A 21441-nucleotide genomic window follows, 5' to 3' on the forward strand; every position below is an offset into this window, starting at 1 on the left:
GGTGTGCTCAGTTCAGCCAGATATGAATGAGGGCGGCTTCCGGCGTTTGGGTGCCACCGTCTTCTATGCCCGTGCTCCACAATCCGGCGCCGGCGGCATAAGCACCGGGCGCCAGGCCGCCGGCTTCGCACTGGCTGACGGCGCGCAGCCGCTTTCCAGCGCTGACCGCATCGGCCAGAACCTTCAGCAGCGAAGGATCGGCCATGGCCGTGCCGGACCCAAAGACCCGCAACACGGCTCCGTCCAGCTGCGAAAGCGCTGCTTCGATCATCGCTGAGGGCATGCCGGGGGAGAGTGTCAGGATTGCCAACCTGCGTTCGGCAAATCGCCGGTGCAGCGGTGCTAAGGGACTGGATTGCGGTTGCGCGCTGAACGCGTCGACTTCGTGGCTATGATGTTTGACCAGGCCGCCGGCTTCAAGCAGCTTACCGGCAAAGGCGAGAAACACACCCGGTTCAGTGCGGGTTGCCGCCTCGATCGCCAGCGACAGGTTTTCTTCGGCATCTCCACCGGTCCCGAGCGGATGCATGGAGCCGCAGAGAATGACGCGGCGTTCCTCGCATGCCAACGCCTGCGCGAGCGCTGCGCCGGTAAAGGCCATTGTATCCGTGCCGTGGGTGATGATGACGGAAGCACCAGGATGGCTGCGGATTACATCCAGCATCTCGTTCCAATGGGTTGGTCCGACATCGGCGCTGTCCAGCAGCGGTTCGAAGATGTGGGCGACGAGCGTCGTTTTCGTCCCGAGCCTCGCTTCTAGAGCTGCCTCCACAAGGCCACGCTTGGGAGCGAGGCCGTCTGGCGTCTCCGCCATGCCAATAGTCCCGCCGGTATGGATCAAAACAAGCTGCATGGATGACGCCTCCGCTCTGTTTGGCGTCTGGTAGGGCAAGTGCCGGATGAGATCAACATGATCCGCAGACCGATCGCTTCAAACGCAAAAGGCAGCGCCGGGGCGCTGCCTTGGAAAAAGCGGTCATGTCAGCCAATCAGGCGGCCAGGTCTTCCAGATCGCTGCCCTTGAACATCTTGGCAAGGTTCAGGAAGCAGATCATGCCATTCTCGTTGGCAATGATGCCTTCCGAGAAGGTCTTGTCGAAGGAAGCCGAGACTTCCGGAACGGGCTGAACCTGGCTCGACGGGATCGTCAGGATGTCCGAAACGCGGTCGACGAGCATGCCGATGACCATGTTGTGGACTTCGGCAACGACGATGGCCGAACGCTCGTTGGCAACCGTGCTCTTCATGCCGAGCTTGTAGGCCAGGTCGATGATCGGGATGACCGAGCCACGCAGGTTCATGACGCCGATGACGTCGGCTGGGGCGTGCGGGATCGGTGTCGAGGGCGCCCAGCCGCGGATTTCGCGGATGGTCGTGGTCTTGACGCAGAATTCCTGATCATGAAGCCGGAAAGCAATGATCTCGAGTGTTTCGCCGCCGAAGCTGGTGGAACTGATAGTGGCCATTAGAAATCTTCCCAACCTTCCTGTACCTTGACGGCAGCTGCTCCACCTGCGGCGCGAGCGACAGTCGCCATGAGTTTGCGTGCCGGTGATGTCACATGTGCAGTCTCGGTACGCGCTGAAGACATATTAGCCGAAGAGTGTTGCCCAATTCTAAACTGTCCCACGAGTTCGCGCAGTGCAGCCGCCTGCTGGGCCAATCCATGGCTTGCCGCAGTCGATTCCTCCACCATTGCGGCATTCTGCTGGGTGTTCTGGTCCATCGCGTTGACGGCCTTGTTGATTTCCTTCAGGCCCGTCGCCTGCTCTCGAGACCCTTCGACGATGGCGATAACGTTCCGGTTGATCTCCTTGACCTCTATGACGATCTGTTCCAGCGCCTTGCCGGTCTCGCCAACCAGTTGGACGCCGGTCTTTACCTGATCACCGGACTTGCCGATCAGGGTCTTGATCTCCTTGGCGGCGCTGGCGGAGCGCTGTGCCAGTTCGCGCACTTCCTGTGCCACGACGGCAAAGCCCTTCCCGGCTTCCCCGGCTCGTGCCGCCTCGACGCCTGCGTTCAGCGCCAGGAGATTGGTCTGGAAGGCGATCTCGTCAATGACGCCGATGATGCTGGAGATTTCCCGCGAGGAGCTTTCGATTTCATCCATCGCGCGGATCGCGGTCTTCACAACTTCGCCCGACCGCTCGGCCCCGTCTTTCGTCCGGGCCACCAGTTCACCCGCTTCCGTTGCCCGTTTCGAGCTATCGGTAACGGTCTGGGTAATCTGTTCCAAGGCCGCAGCCGTTTCTTCAACGGCGGCTGCCTGTTGTTCTGTGCGCTTGGCTAGATTGTCGGACGCGACGCGGATCTGCTCCGAGCCGGATGCAATGCCAGCCGTATTGCCATTCACCTCCTGCATCGCCGCGCCAAGGCGGCCGATGGCGGTGTTGAAGTCCACGCGGATCTGCTCAAGCGAAGGAATGAAAGGTTCGGGGATCTGGGCAGTGAGATCACCGTTGGCAAGCGCCGTCAAACCGTGAGCAATCTTGTCCACGGCACGAACGCGGCCTGTGATATCTGTTGCATATTTGACGACCTTGAAGACCTTTCCATTCGCATCGAAGATCGGATTATATGAAGCCTGGATCCAGACGATCTTGCCACCCTTGCCGATCCGCTTAAATTCCTGCGAGACAAACTGACCCGACGCCAGCGTTTTCCAGAATTCGCGGTATGCCTCGGAGCGGACGTAATCCGGTTCGCAGAACATCTGATGATGCTTGCCGACTATTTCGTCCAGTGTGTAGCCGAGGGTGGCGAGGAAATTCTCGTTGGCGGTCAGGATGTCGCCCTTGAGCGTGAATTCGATCGTGGCCTGCACGCGCGAGATCGCGTCCAGCTTTCCCGCATCTTCCGCCGACTTCTGCTTGGTAGCGGTGATGTCGCTGGCGAACTTCACGATCTTCCAGAGCTTGCCGTTGCGGAAGACCGGGTTATACGACGCCTGGATCCAGACATCGCTGCCGTCCTTCTTCAGGCGCTTGTATTCGCGGCTCTCGAACTGGCCGCGGTTGAGCATGGCCCAGAAGTCGCGATAGTCCTGAGTCGCCGTGTAGGCGGCGTCACAGAAGATTCGATGATGCTTTCCTTTGATTTCCGCCAGTTCGTATCCGAGTGCCTGGCAGAAGTTTTCGTTGGCAGTGATGATTGTGCCATCGAGGTTAAACTCGATGATGGCCTGCGAGCGTCCCAAGGCCTCCAGGACAGCCTTGGATTCCATTCCGGGGAGTGTCAAGAGGTTCATCGTGGTAGTTCCACCTGTTCCGCAAGGCTGACAATCAGCCGCTCCATAGGCGAAATGTAGCAGTCCCAAATTAAGAAAAAGTCAAATTAACACTGCACATTCGTCGTTTCCTCAACATTCTCAAGGGGCGTATCCTTATGTTTTCACGAGAGAAAATTTCGGGACTCCCCCAGATGTGGGAGAAAGTTTAGGTTAAAGGGCAATTGCCCATGTGATCCGACTGGACGCCGACATCGTATTATGCAGCCCTTGTAGGGCGATCCAGAATGCGCTTGCCGAACAAGCTGGCGGCGAGGTCGACCATCACGCGTGCACTGCGGCCGCGATCGTCGAGGAACGGGTTGAGTTCCACCAGATCGAGCGACGAGACGAGGCCGCTGTCATGCAACAACTCCATGATCAGATGTGCTTCACGGAAGGTGGCACCGCCGGGCACGGTCGTGCCGACGCCTGGCGCCACCTCCGGATCCAGAAAGTCGACATCGAGGCTCACATGCAGAAGGGCCCCTGCTGCGCGGACATCCGAGAGGATGCGTTTGATGATGCTGCCCATGCCGTCCTCGTCGATTGCGCGCATGTCGAACACATTGACGGAATTTTCCGAGATCAGCTTGCGCTCCTCGTCATCCACCGAGCGTATGCCGACCTGGTAGACATTGCGAGGGTCGACCAGCGGCCGATCCGCAGCAAGGATCGGGGCGAATTCCGCCTTGCCGCAGAAGAAAGCGACCGGCATGCCGTGGATATTTCCTGATGGAGACGTCTCAGGCGCGTTGAAATCCGAATGGGCGTCGAGCCAGAGCACGAACAGCGGACGGCCGACCTCCTGCGCATGGCGCGCCATGCCGGAGACGCTGCCCATGGACAGGCTGTGATCGCCTCCAAGAAGCAGTGGGACTGCACCTTCCGACGCGGCCTTGTAGGTTTCTGCCTCGATCGCGCGGGTAAAGGCACCGACCACGTCGAGCTTGCGGGCACGCTCCATCTGCGGCAGGTCGCTTGCCGGTGCAGGACGCAGGTCGCCGCGATCCTCGACGTGGTAGCCGAGATCAAGCAATGCCTGGGCGATACCGGCGATGCGCAGCGCCGCCGGACCCATGGCGCAGCCGCCACGGCCCGAGCCGTCCTCAAGGGGAACGCCGATCAGGCTGACGGTCTTCTTCTCATTGCTCATGGTCGTCCTCGTTTTCGCTTTTAGGGATCATCGGGCATTCGGCTGTTATCAAAAAGATGGAACATCGCCACAAAGCGCTATAGTTTGTGCAAATCGCAACCATCATGTGACGATCTGCAAAATGGATGATCTCGATCGAAATATTCTCGGCGCTCTCCGGCAGAATGCGCGCCTGCCGGTCGCATCGCTTGCGGCGATGACGGGCGCTTCGCGCGCAACGGTTTCGGCCCGGATCGATAGGATGGTGGCGAATGGTACGATCGCCGCATTCACCATCCTCACCGGTCAGGAGATCCAGTCAGCCGGTGTGCGCGCGATCGTGATGATCGAGATTGTCGGCAAATTCGCCGATCGCGTCGCCCATCAACTGCGCGGCTTGCCGCAGGTGAAGAGCCTGCACAGCACCAATGGGCGTTGGGATTTCATCGCTGAACTTGAGGAGCGTGATCTCTCAGGCTTCGACGAAACGCTGCGGCGCATTCGGCTGATCGAGGGCATCAACATTACCGAATCCAGCATTCTTCTGAAGACGAGCAAGGTCGGTTGAAGCCCGAGATCAGTTCCGGAGAAAAGGAGACTTTCGCCGGAACGCTCTAGTATTCCTTTTCGTAGAAGATACCGCCGCCGGCACCTTCGCCGCCCGCTTCGCCCTTCAGTTTCACGCCTCGGCCTATATCCAGGTTAATGACGGCCTTTGCGCCGCCGCTGCCGCTTTGCTGCAGTTCCAGATAGGTTCGATCGTTCAAGTATTTGCCGGCACTGATGCTGGTCTGGCCGGTCTCATCGGTCGATATGTCGAGGTCGTCAACCCCGAGTGTTGTGCGCAGAGACTGAAAGAGCGACGTGCCCGTTCCGCCCGCCAGTTGCGCTGCCGCATCTGCCAGCTGGGCGATCTGCAGAGCAGACAAACGGGCCATCGACTGGCCGAAGATCAACTGCGCGAGGATCTCGTCCTGCGGCAGGGCAGGTGAAGACGTGAAGCTGACTGAGGGATTACTGGCAAGGCCCGTCAACTTGATCGTGATGGTCGCGCCGCCCGAGGTCGTCGTGGCGGTGAGGTCGATCAGCGGCACGAGGTCGCCGCCGAAGGTGATTTTCGCGTCGGTTATCGTCAGGCGCTTCGTCAGGATCTGCATGCGCCCGCGACGCAGTTCGAAACCACCCGAAATGCTCGGCGCCGCCGCAGTCCCCGTGAGTGTGATCGTGCCGCCCAGTTCGGCGTCGATGCCACGACCGCGGACGAAGGTCTGTGTCGGCGAGGAAATCCTGAGATCGAGCACGATCGGCGCGCTTGCGGACCTGCCTTCAGCCGGCTCCTGCGTACTCTGCTGGCGCAGCACTTCGAGCGGTGCATGGCGATGTTCGATATTGAGTTCGCGCAGGCTGGCGGGCTTGCTTTCAGACAGCGTAATCGAGGTGCGGTCGAGGTCGATGGTCCCTGCCAGCGTCGGGCCGGCCAAGAGCGGTCCCTTGAGCGTCAGCCGCGCATCCGCGGTGCTGGTCACGGTTTTCCCGTCGACATAAACGGCTTTATCGAGATTGATCGAGAGGTCCGCGGGCAAACCGGGGGAGCGGATATCGATGGAGCCACTGGCCGTGATGCGACCGCCGGTCGCGAAATTGCCGGTGAGGTTGCCAATCTCGGCGCGGCTGCCCGTGAGACTGATCGTGGTTGCGATCTGTTCGATCGCCAGATTGCGCCGCACATCGACGACACGGGCGCCGCTCGTTGATATGGTCCCGGTGATGCTGGGTTCGGAGGAGTTGCCACCAACGGTGAGATCGACCCGCGCCGTGCCCTCGGCAACCAGCCCCTGATCGGCCAGACGGCCATTAGCGGCCGAAAGAGGGACGTCCCCCTGGATCCGCAGTTCCAGGCCAACGCCATTGGATATCGAGACCGAGCCCGTACTGTTGAGGCCGATGCCGCCGCCGTTGATCCGGCTGTCGAGCGTCAGGCGCCCATTCTCGAAGCGGCCGTTCAGGGTCAGACCGAGCGGTGCCAGACCGGCGGCCCGGCTCTGCGCGATCGCCGCCCCTTGCCAGTCGAGCCGATAATCGGCGACGGGTGCCGCCGTCGTGCCTGCAACATCGATCTGGCCTGAGATCGTGCCTTCCGGCGCAACCTGAGGGGCCAGAGCATTGGCAAGCGAAGCCGGCAATCCTGCGATGTCCACGCGAAGGTTCAGCCGCTCTCCGACATCGCCCGACACGGTCACACGGCCGCTTCCCGCCGAAATGGTTGTCGGCGGCACCACAACCTTGCCGTTGTCGAGGCGAATCGTGCTCGGTTGGGCGAGCGAGAGGGGAATGCCGCGAGGGGCGGCCTGTAGCGCATTCAGCGTTACCGACATCCCGGCAGGCGTCTGGGACAGCTGTCCGTTCACGCTTACGGGGGCGTTGTCGTAACGGGCATCAAGGTCGAACTCTGTCTTATTCGCCGCCCGGTCCACCTTGAGCTCCACGCCCTCGATGCGGTTGGTGCCGGAAACGACAGCATCAGCTGTCACAATCCCATCTGCAGCCAGAGCCGCGACGTCACTCGCATTCAGGTCGATGGCAGGCGCGATAATCTCTACGCCATCCTGGGTGATCTTCGTGCCGCTAGCCTTGACGACCGCGGAGGTCTTGCCCGCCTCCGAGGCCAGAGCCACATTGCCCTTCAGATCTCCGCTTACCTCCTGGCCCGCGAGCGCCGCCAGAAGGCTGATATCGGGAAAGTCGAAGGCGATCTCGCCCGCTGGCCTGAATGCCGCATCCAGGGTCAGCGCACCGCTCAGCGTGTTGGGGCCGATCTCCAGAGCCAGCCCCTTCACCTCGGTCGCTCCATTGGCGCTGACGACATTGCCGTTCGCCTTGACCGGCTTGCCATCGATCTGGCCACTCAGGCTGATGTCGCCCTGAGGTGCCGTCGGGCTGGCAAGACCTTCTGCCGTCAGCTTAAGGTCGCTCACCTTGTAACCAGCCGCCACGCCCTCATCGATCGCGAGGCTGACCGTCGCCTGGATGGCGTCCAGCGGCCCGGAGGCGGAGAGGTCGAAGCTTGCTGCCCCCTCCAGACGCTCGACGAAGTCCCCAAGATTGTTCAGCTGGCCGGTCAGGGCGGTCGCCAACGCCCCTTGTGGGTCGAGCGAGAGACTGCCCTGTACTTGGCCCAGATTGGTTCGCAGGTCGATATCGCGCAGGCTGACCGCCTGCGGCGCTGCATAATCGAGGCGCGTCGACACCTGCACCGGACCATCCAGCCTGGACGCGAGTGCCTGTGGTAGGAAACCGGGCTCGGCCGTCATCTGCACGTTGCCGGTAAATGACTGGTCGGCGAGCCCATAACGCCCACTGACCGCCCCATCCAGTCCTTCCGTATGGAGTATCAGTCCCTCCGTGGAGATGGCATCGGCCTCGACAACCAGAGGGGCCGTCAGATGAAGGGGTGCGCGAACATAAGGTGCGATACGGGGATCGGTGACGTCAGCCGACTGGACAGCCAGATCGACCATGAGGGGTCCCTGGCGGGTCGATAGGTTGAAGGCCGTGCTCGTGGCATTGAGATCGACATTCTCGAAGCGGCCCTGAGGCAGGGTGAGGCTCGCGAGATCCAGCTTGGCTGCCAGGGCGGCGGCGCTTGCTTCGCCCTGCAGACGCAGCGTCGCCTGACGCAAGCGCAGTTCCCCCGGGATGTCTCGGGCCGGTGCCGTCAACAAGACCGGCTCATCGGTTGCACGGGCCTCGATCGTCAGGTCGTTACCGCCTTGCGGATCGTAGCGCCCGGACGCGGTCAGGGCTGCTGAAGCGGTCGTAAGTTTGCCCGTCCTGATCGTGACGGTGCCGGACGGCCCCAGATCGACATCAGCATCGATTGCGGTTTCGCCGGCAAAGATCTGGCGCAGCTCCGGTGGCATGAGGCTCGCGAAGTTGCCGCCGCCCTCAGCTGTAATCGTTCTCGTGCCGTCCTCCGCCAGCCGATGCCGGGTGTTAACGGAAACGGTCTGCTCGCCGGAGAGTTCGGCGGTGATCTTTCCTGCCCAGTCGTTGAGAGGGCCTTCGCCGTCTATATTCAGCGCAAGGGGTGGCTCGCCCGGTAACTGCAACATCCGTCCCAGCATGCCCGCACGCGGTTCCTGGTAGTCCAGCCGGATGCGCAGCTGGTTGTCGTTCGGCGCATAGAGGAGAGCTGCCACCACGCTGTTGCCGGGATCATCGAGCCGGGTCGCCGTCAGCCGGCTTGCGATGGTGTCGCCGATGATCTGCACTGCGCCCTGGGCGTCCAGCGCCAGATCCCGCTGCACAAGCGCCTGTCCGAGCTGGAGCGACGGCAGGTCAAACTTCTTCACGTCGATTTCGACCGGCAACGAGAAGGGCTCGTCATTGGCCGGCGCCACCTCCGCCGTCGGTTCCGGCGCCCGGGTCACGGCCACGGTCCTGGCGGAAATCAGCTCGGCGGTAAATCGTTTGCGGATGAGATCCGAAGGGGTCCAGTCGAGCGACAGATCGTCGATCGTCGCATAGGTGCCGCGGGAATCGGAGACGGTGACCTTGTCGATGGTCAGCGGACTGCTCAGGAGCGGCGAAGCTCCGGTGATCTCGATCTGTCGATTGTCAGCGGAGGCAAGCTCGGCAATCGTCGAGAAGAGATAGCCACTGCCGGTGCGCGAAAAGCCGGCCAAAAGCACTGCCAGGATGACGAGCGTCAGCAAGGCTGCCGTCACGGCGCCGAGCAGCTTAATCGTCCAGATCAGGATGCGTTTCAGCCAGGTCATCGGTATTCTATCGTCCCTTCGCGTCGGTCAGAAGCTCTGGCCGATGCCCGCATAGATGCCATAACGACTGCCGCCGTCATAACGTTTCAATGGCATGGCGACATCGAGGCGCAAAGGCCCGAACGGGGTCATGTAGCGGAGACCGACGCCAGCACCCATGCGCAAGTCGGAGAATTCGAGAACGGTGCTGTCGGAGACGGAGCCGACATCGAGGAAGGGTACGATCCCGATCGTCTCGGTGATGCCGATCCGTGCCTCGATCGATGCCGTGGTGTAGGACCGGCCCCCGGTGCCGTCACCGTCTGCATTGTAGGGCGTGATCTCCTGAAAGGCATAGCCGCGGACGGAACCACCCCCGCCAGCGAAGAAGCGGCGGGTCGCCGGGATCGCGGAAAGATCTCCACCGCCGAACAGTGACCCCGCCGATAGTTTGCCCGCCAGGACTACCCGGTCTTCCGAGCCCAGACCGAGATAGGCTGAGATCGAGCCTTCGAGTGAGGCAAAGGCGGTCTGGCCAAAGAAATCATAACTCGGCGTTACCGTCACTGTGCCGTAATGGCCTTCGGTCGGGTTGAGCCTGTTGTCGCGCGTATCCCGGGTATAGCCGAGGGGAACGCCGAAGGTGAGATACTCGTTGCCGTCGCCGAACGCGTCGTCGATGCTGTCATAGGCAAGCGAAACGCCGGCGCTCACCGTGTCGGTGTCCGTCAGTTCATAGGCGAGCGCGACCTTGCCGGTCACGGTTGCCGCATCATAATAGTCGGTTTCGAGGGTGCTGCCCTTGATGCTTGCTTCGAGCGTCGCCGAGGGGAAGAAGGCACCCGGCTTGATGAAAGTGATGCCGGCTGTGTAGTCGAGCGAGGTGAGGTCGGTCACGTCGCGGCTTTCGCCGAGACCCCGAACGGCGCCTTCGATCCTAAGAGATTCGGCATTGCCGAAGAGGTTGCGGTGGCCCCAATAGCCTTCGAAACCTGCTCCATCGAGCGAGGAATAGCTGGCGCCGAAACCAAAATAGCGATGCTTTCCTTCGGAGACGGTGATGCCGATCGGAAGGCTTCCGTCTTCGGCCAGTGTTTCGTCTTCCTTCAATGTCACTGAAGAGAAGACCCCAAGTGCCCGCAGGCGTTCGGCGGCCTTGCGCAGCTGTTCCGGATCATATTTCTGGCCCGGGCGGAGGCGAGAATAGCGCTCGATGAACTCCGAATTCACCTTTCGCGCGCCCTTGACCGTCACGGCGCCGATCGGCGCAACCGGTCCTCCATTGATGGCGATGGTCACGTCCACCGTGTTCGTCTCGTGGTCGGCGACAACATCCCGTCGGGTGATTTCCGTCAGCGGCCGACTTTCCGCCTTCACCGCATCGGCCATCTTCTGTGCGGCCTTCAGGATGACCAGAGAGCCCGCCGGCTCTCCCGGCGTCAGATCGAAGTCTTCCGGATTGAGGTCCGTGGCATCCCCTTCGAGCGTGATCTTGCCCAAAGCGAATTCCACGCCGGGCTCGACGGAAATCGTGACGGGAACCGGTCGCGATCGGTCGAATGTCGGATTGGGCGGCAGTGCATCGATGTCGCGGCCATCGATGGTCACGCGCACGACGCCGCCATAGAGTGCGCGTTCGTAAAGCGTGGCAATCAGACGGTCGCGATCATCGCGCGCTTTGATCACGAGGCCGAGATCGCCGGATACCGGATCGTCTTCCTCGGCCAGCAGCCGCGACGTGCGCTCCAGCGATTTGCGCAGGTTGCGCTCGCTGGTGCCTGCGTCGAATGTGAGGGTGTAGTCGACCGGATCGATAATGTCGCGATCGGGTTCTTTCTCGCCCCAGAGATGGATGCCGAACAGCTCGAAGGCGCCGGCTGGCGTGGCCATGGTGGCGCTCAGCAGAAGCGGGCTTGCAGCGGTCAGAACCAGTCCGAGCCGGAACGCATGACTAAACTTCGGCAATCTCGATCCACTCGGTCTTTGCATTTCGCTACATCGCGATCTGTCAGGCTCTCCCCTGCCTTAAGACAACTTAGGCGGAAATGCGCAGAAAGGGATACCCCCTTTTTTAGCGACAGACGAAAAAGGCGGGGAGTGTTGCCTCCCCGCCTTCGATCACGAATCTGCTTTGCGGATCAATAGCCGCGCGGGCAGGCGTCGATGTAGCGGTTGCCATACTGGTCGCGATAATAGCACTGGCCCGGCTGTTCCGAGACGCGGCCAATCACGGCGCCCGCGATGCCACCGATGGCGGCACCCACAGCTGCGCCGCGGACGTTGCCCGTGGCAATGCCACCAATGATCGCGCCGGAAGCAGCGCCGATCCCGGCACCGCGTTCCGTCTGGGTGCAGCCTGCGACCGAAAGGCCGACCAGCATCAGCACTAGAGCTTTCTTCATCTTCATCTCTCCACGTTCACGCGTCCGGTCGAGCCGGTCTTGTTTTTCGACAGCATGCCCCGCCGCTCGAGCTGTCCCCATGCGGCTTGAGGCTTACATCAGCATAACCTTGACCAACGGAAAGTCCATGGTCGTGGCTCACACCTTCTCAGGTGGTTTCCTTGCATGATGGATCGAAGATGAACCCAGCATTTACAGGCGGTCTCATGCTGCGATGCGGCACATAAATTTTTCTGCCGCGACCTTCTGGACAGTTGCACATGTCACATAAAACTAACACGATACCCTTTGTGTCCGGGAGAGACACGAGGAGGAACAAGATGGCTAAAGTGACACTGACGGTGAATGGCCGGACAGTGAGCGGAGAGTGCGAGGATCGCACCCTGCTCGTGCATTTCATTCGCGAGAAGCTTGGTCTGACAGGAACGCATGTGGGTTGCGATACCACCCAGTGCGGCACCTGCGTCGTCCATATGGACGGCAAGTCGATCAAGAGCTGTTCGATCCTGGCCGTCCAGGCCTCGGGGTCGTCGATCACCACGATCGAAGGTCTCTCTTCCGGCGGCGACCTGCACCCTGTGCAGGCGGCCTTCAAGGAGCATCACGGCCTGCAATGCGGCTTCTGCACACCCGGCATGGTGATGACGGCGCTCGACATGATCTGTCGTCACAACGGTGCGCTCGACGAGGCCACCGTCCGCCACGAGCTCGAAGGCAATATCTGTCGCTGCACGGGCTACCACAACATCGTCAAGGCCGTGCTTTCGGCCAATGAAGCGATGACCGCCGGCCGTCAGGCCGCCGAGTGACTTCAAGCGAGTAGGGAATAGCGAGTAGCGAATGGTCCGTCGCATGGCGACGTCAATTTAGCGCACTCCGTCCTCTATTCGTCATTCGCTATTCGCTCACTTCTGGAGGAGAAGACAATGGGTGTTGAAGGAATCGGCGCGCGGGTGGCGCGCAAGGAAGACAAGCGTTTCCTGACCGGCAAGGGCCGGTATACCGACGATATGGTCGTGCCGGGCATGAAATATGCCTATTTCGTCCGTTCGCCCTATGCGCATGCCAAGATCAAGTCGATCGATGTCACCGCCGCCAAGGCCATGCCCGGCGTCATCGATGTGCTCGACGGCAAGCAGCTTTTGGCCGATGGAATCGGCAATCTGATCTGCGGCTGGATGATCCATTCCAAGGACGGCACGCCGATGAAGATGGGCGCTTGGCGTCCGCTGGCGCATGAGACCGTGCGCTATGTCGGCGATGCCGTCGCGATCGTCGTGGCTGACAGCATCGGCGAGGCACGGGACGCCTCGGAAGCCGTTGTCGTCGAATACGAGGAACTGCCGGTGGTGACCGGTGCCGTCGATGCGCTGAAGCCAGGCGCGCCGCAGCTTCACCCCGAAGCGCCCGGCAACCTGATCTTCGACTGGGAGATCGGCGATAGTGCCGCCGCCGATGCGGCGATTGCCAGTGCCGCCCATGTCACCGAGATTGACATCTTCAACAACCGTCTGTCGCCGAACCCGATGGAGCCGCGCGCGACGCTCGGCATCTACGACACGGCGGAAGATCATTTCACCTGCTACACCACCTCGCAGAATCCGCATGTCGCGCGTCTCGTCATGAGCGCCTTCTACAATGTCGCGCCCGAGCATAAGCTGCGCGTCATCGCGCCCGATGTCGGCGGCGGTTTCGGCTCGAAGATCTACATTTATCCGGAAGAAGTCGTCTGTCTCTGGGCATCCAAGAAGACCGGCGTGCCGGTCAAGTGGACGTCCGATCGTACCGAGGCCTTCCTCACCGATGCCCATGGTCGTGACCATGTTTCCAAGGTCAAGATGGCCTTCGACAAGGATCACAGGATCATCGGGTTGAAGGTCGACACCATCGCCAATCTCGGCGCCTACATGTCGCTCTTTTCCTCTTCAGTTCCGACCTATCTCTATGCCACGCTGCTGTCTGGCCAGTATGCGATCCCGGCGATCCACGCCAATGTTCGGACTGTCTATACCAACACCGTGCCGGTCGATGCCTATCGTGGTGCCGGTCGTCCGGAGGCGACCTACCTGCTGGAACGCACCGTCGAGACGGCAGCGCGTGAACTCGGCATTTCGCCGGCTGAACTGCGCCAGAAGAACTTCGTGCGGACCTTCCCGTACCAGACGCCCGTCATCATGTGCTACGACGCCGGCAATTACGACGCCTCGCTCGAAGCTGCGATGTCCGCTGCCGACTGGAATGGTTTCCCGGCCCGCAAGGCGGAAGCCGCGCGGCGCGGCAAGCTGCGGGGCATCGGCATGAGTTGCTATATCGAGGCTTGCGGCATTGCGCCGTCTGCAGCGGTCGGTTCGCTCGGGGCCGGTGTTGGTCTGTGGGAATCGGCCGAAGTCCGCGTGAATGCGGTCGGCACGGTTGAAGTGCTCACCGGTTCGCACAGCCATGGCCAGGGCCACGAAACCACCTTCGCCCAGCTCGTTTCCGAACGATTCGGCCTGCCGATCGACAATGTCTCCATCGTCCATGGCGATACCGACAAGGTGCAGATGGGCATGGGCACCTATGGCTCCCGCTCCGGTGCCGTCGGCATGTCGGCGATCGTCAAGGCGCTCGATAAGGTCGAGGCGAAAGCCAAGAAGATCGCGGCGCATCTGATGGAAGCCGACGAAAGCGACATCGTCATCGAGAATGGCGAACTCAAGGTCGCCGGGACCGACAAGACGCTGCCGTGGTTCCAGGTGGCGCTTGCCGCCTATACCGCACATAACCTGCCGTCCGGCATGGAGCCGGGCCTGAAAGAGGGGGCCTTCTACGATCCCTCCAACTTCACCTTCCCGGCCGGCTGCTACATCGCCGAAGTCGAGGTCGATCCGGAAACCGGCAAGACCGAGATCGTGCAGTTCGTCGCAGCCGACGACTTCGGCAATATCATCAATCCGATGATCGTCGAGGGCCAGGTGCATGGCGGTATTGCGCAAGGGATCGGCCAGGCGCTGCTCGAAGGCGTGCATTACGATCCGCAGACGGGCCAGCTTCTGACCGCAAGCTACATGGATTATGCCATGCCGCGCGCCGACGACCTGCCGTCCTTCAATGTCTCGCACCAGAACACGCCTTGCCCGGGCAATCCGCTCGGCATCAAGGGCTGCGGCGAGGCAGGCGCCATCGGATCTCCGCCGGCGCTGATGAATGCGATCACCGATGCAATCGGCAACAACGATCTCAACATGCCGGCGACGCCGCTTGCCGTCTGGAGCGCGCTCCAGGCCAATGCGACCCGCCAGGCCGCCGAATAAGGGAGGAAAAGGACCATGCAGCTCTATTCCACCAGCTACCATCGCGCATCCACGGTCGAGGATGCCGGAAAGCTCCTGTCCGGTGCCGAGGACGGCAAGTTCATCGCCGGCGGCCAAACCCTGATCGCGGCGCTCAAGCAGCGCCTCGCCCAGCCTTCCGATCTCGTTGACCTGCGCCACATCGAAACCCTCAAAGGCATCAAGGTCGAGGGTCGGCGCGTGACCATCGGCGCTGCCGTCACTCATGCGGAGGTCGCGTCGTCTGCGGCGATCCGTGCGGTCTGTCCGGCCGTTTGCCATCTCGCCTCGATGATTGGCGATCCGCATGTCCGTCACATGGGCACGATCGGTGGTTCGGTCGCCAATGACGATCCGGCGGCGGACTATCCCTCCGCCGTGCTCGGGCTGGGGGCAACGGTCATCACCAACGCCCGAGAGATCGCAGCCGACGATTTCTTCGTCGGCCTCTTCGAAACGGCGCTGGCCGAGGACGAGATCATCACGGCTGTTCGCTTCGACGCGCCGGAGAAGGCCGGTTACGCCAAGTTTGCCAATCCGGCCTCGCGTTATGCGATGACCGGTGTCTTCGTCTCCAAGGGAGCAGGGGGCGTGCGCGTCGCCGTCACCGGTGCGGGGTCGAACGGTGTGTTCCGGCATGCCGGACTTGAGGCAGCATTGTCGGCCAACTGGTCACCGGACGCGGTATCCGGCGTTGCGATTGATTCGTCCGACCTCATGTCGGACCTTCATTGCACCTCCGAATACCGGGCGAACCTCATCCGGGTCATGGCCAAACGCGCCGTCCAGGCCTCCTGACCGAGGCGTTCTCTGGGATGCTGCAACGAAAGGACGGCGCATTGCCGTCCTTTTTGTCTGGAGTTGACGCAGATCAAGTTCGCGGTGGTAGAATCCGTTAGGATTTATATGTGAAGATTCTAAAGTTCGCGCCTTTTGTCGCAGTTTAGAATGAATGTACACAAGCGGGGTTGACCCCGGCGACGGAGATACCCCAAAAGGGTCTGAAAGACTGGAGTTACAGGCATGGATTTCGAGGCGTTTTTCACGGAGCAGCTGGCGGGACTTCACGAGGAAGGCCGCTACCGCGTCTTCGCTGATCTCGAACGCCAGCGCGGCAATTTTCCGCGCGCCACCCGCTATACCGACAAGGGCACCCAGGACGTCACCGTCTGGTGTTCCAACGACTACCTCGGCATGGGCCAGAACCCGCTCGTCATCGACGCGATGAAACAGGCGATCGATGACTGTGGCGCGGGTGCGGGAGGCACCCGGAATATCTCTGGCACCAACCACTACCACGTTCTTCTCGAGCGCGAACTCGCCGATCTGCACGGCAAGGAATCAGCGCTGATCTTCACCTCGGGTTACGTTTCGAACTGGGCGGCCCTCGGCACTCTCGGCGCAAAGATCCCGGGCCTCATCATTTTCTCGGATGCGCTGAACCACGCATCGATGATCGAAGGCATCCGCCATTCGAAGGCCGAGCGCGTCATCTGGAAGCATAACGACGTCAAGGATCTGGAAGCGAAGCTCGCTGCCGCCGATCCGAAGGCGCCGAAGATGATCGCATTTGAGTCGGTCTACTCAATGGACGGCGATATCGCGCCGATCAAGGAAATCTGCGATCTCGCCGACAAGTATGGCGCGATGACCTATCTCGACGAAGTGCATGCGGTCGGCATGTACGGCGCCCATGGTGGCGGTATCGCCGAACGCGAAGGCCTGATGCATCGCCTGACGGTCATCGAGGGGACACTCGGCAAGGCGTTTGGCGTCATGGGTGGCTATATCGCCGCCTCGGCAGCGCTTTGCGATTTCGTCCGCTCCTTTGCCTCGGGCTTCATCTTCACGACGGCCCTGCCGCCGGCGCTTGCTGCCGGTGCGGTTGCCTCGATCCGCCACCTGAAGACCAGCCAGGTCGAGCGTTTTGCCCATCAGGAGCGTGTGCGCCGCCTGCGTTCAATGCTCGACAAGGCCGGCATCCCGCATGTGCAGAACCCGAGCCATATCGTGCCGGTGCTGGTCGGCGACGCCGCCAAGTGCAAGTGGATCTCTGACCTGCTGCTCGACAACTGTTCCATCTATGTGCAGCCGATCAACTATCCAACGGTCCCGAAAAAGACCGAGCGGCTGCGCATCACGCCCACTCCGCTGCATACCGATGCCGATCTCGAACATCTGGTCGGCTCGCTGCACCATCTCTGGTCGCGCTGCGCGCTCGCCCGCGCCGTGGCTTGATCACCGCTTCAATCCTTCGCATAACGATGCGGGTTCCGGAAACGGAGCCCGCATTTTCTTTGGGAGGTTTAGCACGTGACCATTGCCAAGCGCGTCAGTGACCTGGTCGACCGGGTGATCGAGGAAGAACGCATCACCGGGGCCGTGGTGCTGGTCTATCAGGACGGGAAGCCGATCCTGGAAAAGGCGGCCGGTTTTACCGACCGCGAAGCCGGCCTTCCCGTCAAGCTCGATACGATCTTCCGCTACGCCTCCGTCACCAAGCCGTTCGTTGCCGTGACCGCGCTGGTCATGGTCGAGAAGGGGCTGCTGCGCCTCGATGATCGGGTCAGCGATTACCTCCCCTGGTTCCGGCCGAAGAGTCCGGATGGTCGCGAAGCGGCCATCACCATTCGCCATCTGCTGACCCACACGTCGGGTCTCATCTACGATCCGGCACTCGAACTCCTGCCGGAGAGCCAGCGCATGACGCTCGGCCTTGGCAATACGGATTTCAGTCTCGAAGAAAATTTCAGCCGCCACAATGCCATCCCGCTCGCCTTCGAGCCGGGAGCGCGTTGGGCCTATTCCTTCGCCACCGACATCCTTGGCGGGGTGCTCGCCGCCGTGCATGGCGGCACACTGGAGGATGCCGTCGTCCACCATCTGGCCGAACCGCTCGGCATGGTCGATTCGCGTTTCCACGCTACCGATCGAGAGCGCTTGGCGGTTCCCTATGCCGATCATCCCGGGAGGCCCGTCCGCATGCCGGACCCGTGGGTCAGCGGGGACGAGGAAGCATGGCGTACGGTGTTTTCACCCGCCCGTATCTTCAACCCCAAGGCCTTCCAGTCCGGCGGGGCCGGCATGGTGGGAACGGCTGACGATGTGATGCGGCTTCTCGAAATGCTGCGCAGCGGCGGTGCGCCAATCCTGTCACCAGAGACAGCCAAGGCCGCGCTGTCGAACCAGATCGGCGATGTCGACGGAGAGCCCGGTTATCGTTTCACCTTCGTCGGCGGCCTCGTCGTCAACCCCGCCGCCGCCATGACGGCTTTGCCGAAAGGAGCGATCCAGTGGGGCGGTGTCTATGGCAATACCTGGTTCATTGATCCGGCGGAGCGGTTGACGGTGGTCAGCCTGACAAACAACGCCCTTGAAGGCTGTACCGGGCCCTATCCGGAAATGCTGCGGGCTGCCGTCTACGATTGTTCCTGACGCTTAGAGGCGGGCAATCACTTCAGCCGCCTGACGCCTTGCCTCGCGGTCGGCGGCAAACACGTCCGCGATTGATGCCGGTTCGGCAATCCCGGTCAAATCGTCCATCACCCGCTCCACGACATCCGCCATGGCGAGGAAGCCAATCTTCTCCTCGACGAAGGCGTTATAGGCGGTCTCTTCCGCTGCGTTGAGGATGGCGCCCTGCAATCCGCCACGTTCCAGCGCCGTCCGGGCAAGCCGGATCGCCGGAAAGCGTGTTTCGTCGGGCGCCTCGAAATCAAGCCGTGCCAGCTTGGCGAAGTCCAGCCGGTCCACATTCAGCGCCGGGCGCTTCGGATAGGTCAGCGCATAGCCGATGGCCGTGCGCATATCCGGCACGCCGAGCTGGGCGATGACGGAGCCGTCCGTATAACCAACCATCGAATGAATGATCGACTGCGGATGCACGACGACCTCGATCTGGTCGGGGCGTACATCGAAGAGGTGCTTAGCCTCGATCATCTCCAGCGCCTTGTTGAACATCGAAGCGCTGCCGACGGAGATCTTCAGGCCCATCGACCAGTTCGGATGGCTGCGCGCCGTCTGCACCGTGACATTGGCCATCTGCTCGCGGCTGTGAGTGCGGAAGGGGCCACCTGAGGCCGTCAGGACGACACGCTCCAGCGCGTGGCGCTGGTCGGCTTCCAGACACTGGAAGATCGCCGAATGTTCGCTGTCCACCGGGATCAGTCTGCCGCCGCCCGCTTTCACCGCGTCGACGAAAAGCTGGCCCGCAGACACCAGGCATTCCTTGTTGGCGAGCGCGATATCGGCTCCGCGTGCCGCTGCCTTTAAGGTCGGGGCCAGACCTGCCGTGCCGACGATCGCTGCCATTACCCAGCCCGCATTCATGTCGGCAGCCTCGTCCAGCCCGCTCGTGCCGGCAGCAACAGCCGTGCCGGAGCCGGAGAGCAAATCCTTGAGGGCCACATACTGACTCTCATCGGCGGTGACTGCCAGCTTCGCGCCCGTGCGACGTGCCTGTTCGGCCAGAAGGTCCAGATTGCCGTTGCCGGTGAGCGCCATGATCTCGAAGTGATCGCGCCCGCCAAGCTGCTCGATGACATCGAGCGTGCTGACGCCGATCGAACCGGTCGAACCGAGGACTGAGAGGCGGCGGGGCCGGTCGCTGTCGATCATGCTGCTTACGTCCGATTGCTTCATGCTCAGATGGCTCTACAAGGGAAAGGGAAGACCAGCAAGAGAAGAGGCTTTGACGCAGCGCTCAAACGCAGGAGGTCGAATGCGAAAGGGGGAGCCAATGGGATGGTTGCGGGAGAACGGGCCCTTGCTGCTCGCCGGCCTGGCGCTCACCTGCCTCTCGATCGGCGGCTTTCTCTATCTCTCCGATGCCATGGTGACGGCGCACACTGCCTGGTCTGTTGGAGCGCTTGCGGTCCTGGCCGTGCTGCTCTTCGATATGGTGCGAGCGCTCCTCAGTGGCCGGATCGGCGTCGATGCCATCGCGGCGCTTGCCATCGGCACGGCGCTTGTGCTCGGGGAAAGCCTTGCCGCCGCCATCGTTTCCGTCATGTATGCCGGCGGGCAACTGCTTGAAAGTTTTGCCGAAGGCCGCGCCCGGCGCGATATGAGTGCACTTCTCGGCCGCGTGGCACGTACGGCCATGGTCCACCGTGGCGATACCCTCGTCGCCGAGCCGATCGAAAGCCTCGCTCCGAGCGATATCATCCTCCTGCGGCGGGGCGAGGTGGTGCCGGTCGACGGACGGTTGCTGGCCGCCGGAGCCAGCCTCGATATGTCTGCGCTCACCGGTGAACCCACGCCGGTCACCCTCAAGCAGGGGTGCGAGGTGCCGAGCGGAGCGACGGTCGTCGGCGATGCCTTCGACCTCCTCGTCCTGCGCGGTTCAGCGGCCAGCACCTATGCCGGCATTGTGCGGCTGGTCGAGCAGGCGCAGGCCAGTCGGTCTCCCATGGCTCGCCTCGCCGACCGTTATGCTCTGTATTTTCTTGGCCTGACCCTCTGTCTTGCCGGCGGGGCTTTCGCCTGGAGCGGCGATCCTGCACGCGCCCTCGCCGTGCTGGTGGTTGCCACGCCCTGTCCGCTGATCCTTGCCGTGCCGGTTGCCGTGATCTCCGGCATGTCGCGCGCCGCAGCACAAGGCGTGCTCGTGAAGACAGCAAGCGCGCTTGAGGCTCTTGCTGCCGTTTCCACCGTCGTGCTCGACAAGACGGGTACGGTCACCTCCGCACGACCCGAAGTTGGCGCCGTGCTGGCGGGGTCCGGTTTCACCGAGGCCGAGGTGCTGCGTCTGGCCGCTTCGCTCGACCAGGCCTCCGGTCATGTCGCGGCCGAGGCGCTCGTGCGCGCCGCACTCGATCAGGGATTGCCGCTCTCCCTGCCGCAGGATGTCGTCGAGCATCCGGGGCAGGGGTTACTGGGTCTGGTCGACAGCCATTCCGTCGTGCTTGGCGGAAGCGGCTTTGTCAGTCGCCATCTCTCGCCGGGAGAGGTCCTGTCGCGAGCCGAACTGCCGCCGGGCGCCGCGGTGGTTGCCGTCAGCGTGGATGGCAAAGCCGCCGGCCACATCCTGCTGACCGACCCCGTGCGGCAGGACGCGGCGGATGCCATCGCCGCCTTCCGCGCTTTCGGCATAAACAGGATCGTGATGGCATCCGGAGATCGGAGCGATGTAGCGGAAGCCGCAGCCGCCACCCTTCACCTCGATGCGGTGAAGGGTGACCTCACCGCGCCGGACAAGGTTGATCTGGTTCTCAAGGAAAAGCGCACGGGTATCGTGATGATGGTGGGGGACGGCGTCAACGATGCGCCGGCCTTGGCGACCGCCGATGTGGGCGTTGCCATCTCCGTCCGTGGCTCGGCCGCATCCTCGGAAGCGGCCGATGCCGTGCTTCTGGCCGACGATCTCGGCCGCCTGCCACTCGCCTGCACGATCGCCCGTCGCTCACGGCGTATTGCCCGACAAAGCGCCGGTGCGGGCGTGGCGCTCTCCGGCGCCGCGATGGTCTGCGCCGCCGTCGGGCTTTTGTCGCCGGTGCAGGGTGCCCTGCTGCAGGAGGTGATCGACGTTGCCGTCATCCTCAATGCACTTAGGGCTTTGCGGGCCTGA

The 21441-nt window shown here is 62.2% G+C and carries 15 protein-coding genes; 7 read left to right on the top strand and 8 right to left on the bottom strand.

The features are described 5' to 3' along the window. Nucleotides 1-7 precede the first annotated feature (7 nt). The 4 genes from ASE36_RS16965 to rocF all read right to left on the bottom strand — a co-directional run bounded on the left by ASE36_RS16965 (nucleotide 8) and on the right by rocF (nucleotide 4424). Nucleotides 8-853, bottom strand: coding sequence for an asparaginase (locus ASE36_RS16965; RefSeq protein ID WP_062282387.1), 846 nt, complete (start codon nucleotides 851-853; stop codon nucleotides 8-10). A gap of 136 nt (nucleotides 854-989) precedes the next feature. Further along, nucleotides 990-1466 carry a chemotaxis protein CheW gene (locus tag ASE36_RS16970; protein ID WP_062282390.1) on the bottom strand — a complete coding sequence of 159 codons (477 nt, stop codon included), beginning with the start codon at nucleotides 1464-1466 and terminating at the stop codon, nucleotides 990-992. After that, nucleotides 1466-3250 carry a methyl-accepting chemotaxis protein gene (locus ASE36_RS16975; RefSeq protein ID WP_062282393.1) on the bottom strand — a complete coding sequence of 595 codons (1785 nt, stop codon included), beginning with the start codon at nucleotides 3248-3250 and terminating at the stop codon, nucleotides 1466-1468. Before ASE36_RS16975 ends, ASE36_RS16970 begins: the two co-directional genes overlap by 1 nt. A 238-nt stretch (nucleotides 3251-3488) precedes the next feature. After that, nucleotides 3489-4424 (bottom strand): arginase, encoded by a 936-nt coding sequence (gene rocF, locus ASE36_RS16980; protein ID WP_062282396.1) that lies wholly within the window; start codon nucleotides 4422-4424, stop codon nucleotides 3489-3491. A 121-nt stretch (nucleotides 4425-4545) separates the two neighbouring features. Here rocF and ASE36_RS16985 point away from each other — a divergent pair, with 121 nt between their 5' ends. Continuing rightward, nucleotides 4546-4971 (top strand): Lrp/AsnC family transcriptional regulator, encoded by a 426-nt coding sequence (locus ASE36_RS16985; RefSeq protein ID WP_062282400.1) that lies wholly within the window; start codon nucleotides 4546-4548, stop codon nucleotides 4969-4971. A gap of 46 nt (nucleotides 4972-5017) precedes the next feature. Here ASE36_RS16985 and ASE36_RS16990 read toward each other — a convergent pair whose 3' ends face one another. The 3 genes from ASE36_RS16990 to ASE36_RS17000 form a co-directional block, all read right to left on the bottom strand. After that, nucleotides 5018-9181 (bottom strand): translocation/assembly module TamB domain-containing protein, encoded by a 4164-nt coding sequence (locus ASE36_RS16990; RefSeq protein ID WP_062282403.1) that lies wholly within the window; start codon nucleotides 9179-9181, stop codon nucleotides 5018-5020. 27 nt (nucleotides 9182-9208) lie between these two features. After that, nucleotides 9209-11149, bottom strand: a complete 1941-nt coding sequence (locus tag ASE36_RS16995) for an autotransporter assembly complex protein TamA (protein WP_082511165.1) — start codon at nucleotides 11147-11149, stop codon at nucleotides 9209-9211. 149 nt (nucleotides 11150-11298) lie between these two features. Beyond that, nucleotides 11299-11562, bottom strand: a complete 264-nt coding sequence (locus tag ASE36_RS17000; RefSeq protein WP_062282826.1) for a glycine zipper domain-containing protein — start codon at nucleotides 11560-11562, stop codon at nucleotides 11299-11301. Between the two features lie 320 nt (nucleotides 11563-11882). Here ASE36_RS17000 and ASE36_RS17005 point away from each other — a divergent pair, with 320 nt between their 5' ends. The 5 genes from ASE36_RS17005 to ASE36_RS17025 all read left to right on the top strand — a co-directional run bounded on the left by ASE36_RS17005 (nucleotide 11883) and on the right by ASE36_RS17025 (nucleotide 18308). Beyond that, nucleotides 11883-12371, top strand: a complete 489-nt coding sequence (locus tag ASE36_RS17005; protein ID WP_062282407.1) for a (2Fe-2S)-binding protein — start codon at nucleotides 11883-11885, stop codon at nucleotides 12369-12371. Nucleotides 12372-12488: 117 nt separating this feature from the next. Then, entirely contained in the window at nucleotides 12489-14855 is a 2367-nt protein-coding gene (locus tag ASE36_RS17010) for a xanthine dehydrogenase family protein molybdopterin-binding subunit (protein ID WP_062282410.1), read from the top strand. A gap of 15 nt (nucleotides 14856-14870) precedes the next feature. Continuing rightward, nucleotides 14871-15671: an FAD binding domain-containing protein gene (locus ASE36_RS17015; protein ID WP_062282412.1), complete on the top strand. Its 801-nt coding sequence runs from the start codon at nucleotides 14871-14873 to the stop codon at nucleotides 15669-15671. 225 nt (nucleotides 15672-15896) lie between these two features. Next, the gene (gene hemA, locus ASE36_RS17020; protein ID WP_062282415.1) at nucleotides 15897-17111 is read left to right on the top strand and encodes a 5-aminolevulinate synthase; all 1215 of its coding nucleotides are present in this window, start codon (nucleotides 15897-15899) and stop codon (nucleotides 17109-17111) included. A gap of 75 nt (nucleotides 17112-17186) precedes the next feature. Then, complete coding sequence (locus ASE36_RS17025) at nucleotides 17187-18308, top strand: serine hydrolase domain-containing protein (RefSeq protein WP_062282418.1); 1122 nt, start codon at nucleotides 17187-17189, stop codon at nucleotides 18306-18308. Nucleotides 18309-18311: 3 nt separating this feature from the next. On the opposite strand, the gene dxr is transcribed toward ASE36_RS17025, so the two are convergent. Beyond that, nucleotides 18312-19490 carry a 1-deoxy-D-xylulose-5-phosphate reductoisomerase gene (gene dxr / locus ASE36_RS17030; RefSeq protein WP_062282420.1) on the bottom strand — a complete coding sequence of 393 codons (1179 nt, stop codon included), beginning with the start codon at nucleotides 19488-19490 and terminating at the stop codon, nucleotides 18312-18314. A 148-nt stretch (nucleotides 19491-19638) separates the two neighbouring features. Here dxr and ASE36_RS17035 point away from each other — a divergent pair, with 148 nt between their 5' ends. Then, nucleotides 19639-21441 (top strand): heavy metal translocating P-type ATPase, encoded by a 1803-nt coding sequence (locus ASE36_RS17035; RefSeq protein WP_244474781.1) that lies wholly within the window; start codon nucleotides 19639-19641, stop codon nucleotides 21439-21441.

Source organism: Rhizobium sp. Root274, assembly GCF_001429245.1.
Lineage (GTDB): Bacteria > Pseudomonadota > Alphaproteobacteria > Rhizobiales > Rhizobiaceae > Allorhizobium.